This window comes from Thermoanaerobaculia bacterium (genome assembly GCA_018057705.1).
Lineage (GTDB): Bacteria > Acidobacteriota > Thermoanaerobaculia > Multivoradales > JAGPDF01 > JAGPDF01.
On the sequence record JAGPDF010000144.1, the window covers coordinates 1 to 5,714 of the forward strand.

6 protein-coding genes are annotated in these 5,714 nt (G+C 68.0%); all 6 read right to left on the minus strand.

Going from position 1 to position 5,714, the window contains the following annotated elements:
- Window positions 1–777: hypothetical protein (locus KBI44_21190; GenBank protein MBP9147000.1), on the minus strand; the 777-nt coding region annotated here is incomplete at its 3' end.
- 126 nt (window positions 778–903) lie between these two features.
- The gene (locus tag KBI44_21195; protein ID MBP9147001.1) at window positions 904–1,458 is read right to left on the minus strand and encodes a hydrogenase maturation protease; all 555 of its coding nucleotides are present in this window, start codon (window positions 1,456–1,458) and stop codon (window positions 904–906) included.
- A 2-nt stretch (window positions 1,459–1,460) separates the two neighbouring features.
- Window positions 1,461–3,170, minus strand: coding sequence for a nickel-dependent hydrogenase large subunit (locus KBI44_21200; GenBank protein ID MBP9147002.1), 1,710 nt, complete (start codon window positions 3,168–3,170; stop codon window positions 1,461–1,463).
- 13 nt (window positions 3,171–3,183) lie between these two features.
- Entirely contained in the window at window positions 3,184–4,383 is a 1,200-nt protein-coding gene (gene hybB / locus KBI44_21205) for a Ni/Fe-hydrogenase cytochrome b subunit (GenBank protein MBP9147003.1), read from the minus strand.
- Window positions 4,380–5,336 (minus strand): hydrogenase 2 operon protein HybA, encoded by a 957-nt coding sequence (hybA, locus tag KBI44_21210; protein ID MBP9147004.1) that lies wholly within the window; start codon window positions 5,334–5,336, stop codon window positions 4,380–4,382. The genes hybB and hybA overlap by 4 nt, the downstream gene beginning before the upstream one ends.
- A gap of 11 nt (window positions 5,337–5,347) precedes the next feature.
- On the minus strand, window positions 5,348–5,714 hold a 367-nt coding region (locus KBI44_21215; GenBank protein MBP9147005.1), incomplete at its 5' end, for a hydrogenase 2 small subunit.

The window sequence follows — 5,714 nt, forward strand, 5'->3', positions numbered from 1 at the left end:
GACCTCGAGCGTTTCGACGTGCCCCCCGGCGCCGTCGAAGACCTCGAACACGAAGGTACTCGAATCTCCCGCCGCCGCGGCGCTCATGAGGACCACCGGCCGGCCGTCGGAGCTGACGGCCAGGCCCGTCACGTCGCGCAGAAAGCCATGGTCCGGCGCGCTCGCGCGGCCGTCACCCGAGAATCCCGGGTCGGGATCGCCGTCCGGAAGAAGGCGAAAGAGGATCGCCACATGGTCGAGTCGCGCCGCGATGACGATCCTCCCCGCGGCGTCCACGACAAGATCCCCCAGGAGGAGCTCGTTGCCGCTCTCCGGGCCGATCCCGGCCCAGCCGGCGTGCGACCCGAAGGTCGGGTCGAGCGCGCACGAGGGATAGAGGTACCGGGCGACGAATAGCTGGTCCGACGGGAGAGAGCGGGCGAGGACGACGAGCCGGCCCGCGCCGTCGAACGCCAGGTCGAAGCCGTCGTGGCCGGTGCCCCCGGGCAGGCTGACTGCGCAGGCGCTCCCCTGGGTCGAGTCGCCGACCGCCCGCCAGGTGAGGATCCGGACCGTGTCGAAGTCGCGCCCGTTGGCGAGGTAGACCAACCGGCCGTCGGGGGCGACGACGAGGCCGGCGAGGTTCAGGGAGAGATTCGGGTCGGTGTAGATCCGCAGGCCGTCGGACCAGAAGGAGGGGTCGTTCGAGCCCTGGACGACGGCGGCGGCAGAATCCGCACCGCTGAGGAGGAGGAGCAGCGCAGGAAGCAGGGCGAGGCGCAGGCGGCGAGCGGACATCGGAATCCTCCGGACGGGTGGTCGATCCCCAGAACGATGGAATCCGCAGAGCGGGGCCAGGAGGGAGCCGTCAGGGCAAATGGCTCGGGACGACAGACAGCAGACTTCGGGTGCACCCCGATTCGATCAGGCCGACCTCCACCAGACCTCTTCGAGGGCCGGTTCGTGCCGCGGAACCGGGAGGATGCCGAGCCGCAGGAGCTCCGCCGCCGCGGCCTCCGCGGCGCGCGGCAGCGCCGCACGGACCTCGGGCGAGAGCTCGGTGCCGAGCTCGATCTGCTTCGGCACGATGCCGATGAGCAGAACCTCGCGCGGTGCTTCGCCGAAGAACTCGGCGGTGAGCAGCGCCTCCCGGAGGCCCGGATCGTGGGGGGAGAGACGGGGATTCAAAAGGGGGGCGGCGAGGATCTCGCTGCGCGTCAAGCACCGGACGGTGCCCGGCGGCGACTGCACACGGAGCGCGTCGAAGACGATCAACGCGTCGTAGCCGCCGATTTGGTGGGCGAGTTCAGGGCCGGGGGTGCCGATGTCGAGCAGTTCGACGTCGTCGGGCAGCTCGTAGAGTGACGCGAAGGTGGCGAGGGCCGAGGGACCCACGCCGTCGTCGCGCATCAGGATGCAGCCCATCCCCAGCACCAGGGTGCGCACGGTGGCGCTCCCCTCCTCGTCCGCCCCCGACAACCTCAACCTCCGAGCACCTTGACCGTCGCCGTCTCGTTGCCCTCGGGATCGAAGGCGTGGATGGCGCAGGCCAGGCAGGGATCGAAGGAATGGATGGTGCGCACGACCTCGAGCGGACGCTCGCTGTCGGCGATCGGATTGCCGACCAGCGAGGCCTCGTACGGTCCCAGCTGGCCCTGCGAGTCGCGCGGCCCGGCGTTCCAGGTCGAGGGCACGACCGCCTGGTAGTTGGCGATCCGGCCGTCGCGGATCACCACCCAGTGCGAGAGCGTGCCGCGCGGCGCCTCGTGGAAGCCGAATCCCTTCACCTCGCCCTTGGGGAACTCGGGCTTGTTCCAGATGGTGAGGTCGCCCTTGGCGATGTTGCCGACCAGCAGGCCCCAGTGTTTGAGGGAGAGCTCGGCGAGCACCGCGCAACGGATGGCGCGGGCGAGATGACGACCGAGCGTCGAGTGCAGCGCCGCGAGCGGAATCTGGACCTTGGCGATCGACGAGGCGAGGGCGACCGACTCGTTGACCTTCTTGGTGATGAGCTCGTGACCCGAGGCATAGCCCATCAGGATCTGGGCGAGCGGCCCGACCTGCATCGCCTTGCCTTCGAAGCGCGGCGCCTTCACCCAGGAGTACTTGCCGTCGTCCTGGAAGTCGGTGTACTCCGGCTTGGGCATCTCCTCGTCCCAGGGGTGCTTCTGCCAGTCGCCTTCGTACCAGGCGTGGGCGACCGACTCTTCGACCTTGGCCTGGAAGAGCGGGTCGTCGAAGCGTTCGATCGGCCGGAAGGACTTGAGGTCGCCGCCCATGATGACGCCGCCCGGGAGGTCGAACTCGGTGCCCTTGCTGTCGAGCGGCAGGTCGGGCACGGCCATGTAGTTGGTCACCCCGGCGCCGTAGCCCAGCCACTCGGGATACATCGAACCGATGGCGATGACGTCCGGAAGGTAGACCTGATCGATGAAGGTCTTGACCTCCTCGAGTGTGTCCTTGATGAAGTAGAGCTTCTCCATGTTGAGCGTCGCGTCGTTGTCGAGGTTGATCGCGTTCGCGACGCCGCCGACGGCGAGATTCTGGATGTTCGGCGTCTTGCTGCCGAGGATGGCGACGACCTTGTTCGCCTTGCGCTGGTAGTCGAGCGCCTGCAGGTAGTGCGAGACGGCGAGGAGGTTGACCTCCGGCGGCAGGTGCATCGCCGGGTGCCCCCAGTAGCCGTTGGTGAAGATGCCGAGCTGGCCCGAGGCGATGAGCCCTTCGAGCTTCGCCTTGACCGCCGCGAGCTCGCGGGTGCTGTTGTGCGGCCAGGGCGAGAGCGACTCGGCGAGCGCCGAGGCCTTCGCCGGGTCGGCCTTGAGCGCCGAAGTGACGTCCACCCAGTCGAGCGCCGACAGGTGGTAGAAGTGGACGATGTGATCGTGCAGCGCATGGGCGCAGAGGATGAGGTTGCGGATGTACTGCGCGTTCATCGGAATCTCGAGGCCGATGGCGTTCTCCACCGCGCGCACCGAAGTGATGGCGTGGACGGTGGTGCAGACGCCGCAGATCCTCTGGGCGAAGAGCCAGGCCTCGCGCGGATCGCGCCCCTCGAGGATGAGCTCGATGCCGCGGAACATCTGGCCGGAAGACCAGGACTTGGTGACCCTGCCGCCGTCCACCTCGACGTCGATGCGCAGGTGTCCTTCGATACGCGTGATCGGGTCGACAACGATGCGCTTGGACATGATCTGGAGGCTCCTAGGATCGGCGGGTCGCGGCGGCAGTGCGGCCACCGAGGATGGGGAAGGTCTTGACGGCCCAGAGGTAGATCGCGAGCTCCGCGGCGACGAAGCCGAGAGTGATCAGGAGCTCGGGTATCGCCGGGAAGTAGCTGTAGTGCTCGCCCGGGTTGAACGCGACGAGATAGGTGTTGAGGCGAAAGCCCGTGCCCGCGAGGATGAGCAGGATCCCCGCCCGCACCTGCCAGACCGGATCGGCGCGCCGCGTGGCGGACATCAGAATGGCGGCGGCGGCCAGATGCATCGCGAGCTCGGCGACGAAGACCGCGCCCAGGGTCGAGGCAAGGAGGCCGAGCTCACCGGAGAGCGCCACGTCGCCGAGACGGAAGGCGACGAAGAAGAGCGCCACCCACTTCGCCACGTTGGCGAGCCGGCCGAGCATCTCGGTCTCGCGCGGCCGACCGAACGCTTTGGCGGCGAAGGAGGCTTCGCAGACCACGATGCCGTAGCCCAGGATCAGGCAGGAGAGGATGAAGAGGAACGGCAGCCAGGGCGTGAACCAGAGCGCGTGGAGGCGCGGGCCGGCAAGCAGCATCATCGTGCCGAGAGAGGACTGGTGCATGGTCGGCAGCAGGATGCCGAGGGCGATGATCCAGACGCCGCCCTTGTGAATGAAACGATTGGCCTTGGTCGCGAACGCCGCGACGCGCGGTTTGGGGCTCTTCTCGAGCTTCTCCCACAGGGCCGGCGAGAGCTCGGCGAGCAGGACGAAGTTGTAGAGCATCACGCAGATCGCGACTTCGAGCTGCGGCGAGTGGCTCCACTGCCAGAAGTAGATCGGAATCTTCCACAGGTCCCAGTAGCGCCCGAGGTCGACTGTCACGGCCAGCACCGCCAGGCCGTAGCCCAGGAGGCTCGTCAGGACCGCTGGCCGGACCAGTGGGTGGTACTCCCCCTTGTTGAGGATGAAGACCAGCAACGCCACGGCATAGCCGCCACACCCGAGCGCGGTTCCCACCACGACGTCGAAGGCGATCCAGATCCCCCAGGGATAGCCGTTGGACAGATTGGTCACCGCGCCGATGCCGAAGAGGAAGCGCCAGATGGCGACCGCGACGCCGATGCCGGCGACGACGAGCAGCCAGCGGAACGGCCGGGTGAAGAGCGGTGCCTGGACCGGGCTGTGGAACGGTTCGTGGACCGAAGCGTGCGCGTTCACTGGCGGCCTCCCTGGTTGGCGGAGTCGTCCGGTCCGGCTGCGTTCTTGTTGGCGCGGCGGTTGCGGAGCATCACGCCGGCGAGCACGGCGTAGGCCGCGACCGGTGCGACGAAGCCTTTGTAGAGCCCTTCCTGGATCGAGTAGGCGGTGCGCGGAACGCCTTCGTTCGCGAGCTTGGGCAGGCCCAGCTTTTCGAACGGCACGTGCGAGAGGTAGAGCACCTGGGTTCCGCCGCCCTCGAACTCGCCGTAGACGCGGTCTTCGAAGTACTTGCCGGGCTCTTCGGCGATACGGCGCTTGGCCTCGAGCAGGAGCTCGTCGCGCTTGCCGTAGATCACCGCTTCGCGCGGGCAGACCTCGCAGCAGGCCGGGCCGTGACCCTTCGGGTAGCGGGTGAAGCCGTCCTGCTCGGCGAGCGCGGCGCCCTCGACCCGGTGGCGGCAGAGCTCGCACTTGACGATCTTGGGCAGCGCCTTGTCGAACTCGAACTTCGGCACGTTGAACGGGCAGGCCATCTGGCAGTAGCGGCAGCCGACGCAGTAGAACGGATCCCACTCGACGACCCCGGTGACCGGGTTCTTGTGGAAGGCGTGCAGCATGCAGGCGGCGGCGCAGGCCGGATCGACGCAGTGCATGCACTGCGCTTTCATGTAGGAGAGCCGGTCGCCCTCCTTGTAGAGCTTGATGATGTTCTTGGTGCAGCCGTTCAAGTCCTCCGGCGCATGCCAGAGTCCTTCGGCTCCGGTGTCGGGCTCGAGGTCGTTGGCTTCCCGGCAGGCGACGACACAGGCCTTGCAGCCGATGCAGACGGTGGTGTCGTACAGCATGCCCATCGCCTCGGGCGGCGCTTCGATCTTCCGCGCGGCGGCTGCCGGCGCCGCACCGGTGGCGGCGACGGCCGAGCCGGCCGCCAGAACCTTCAGGAGACTCCGTCGATTAGTGGTGGTCGCCATGGTCGGCCTCGTCAGTTCTTCGACTTGGTTTCGTCTTCGCCCAGCTTCTTGGCGGCCATCCAGGCCGCTCCGACGACCGCGCCACCCACCAGGCCCGCGACGCCGGTAGCGACCGGGCTCACTTTGCCCTGCTCGGCGTGGATCGGCGGATAGGTGTCCGGCGGCGTCGGCCGGTCGATCGGCACCGTGTCGTGCAGCGGCACGCGGAAGGCGAGCGCCTGTTCGGTGCAGCCGAAGCAGGGGTGTCCCAATCCGATCGGCCAGGCTCCGACGACCTCGTTGAAGTGATTGACCGAGCAGTTGGCGTGCGTCGCCGGTCCCTTGCAGCCGAGGCGGTAGAGGCACCAGCCCTCGCGGTGCCCGGCGTCGCCGTACTCG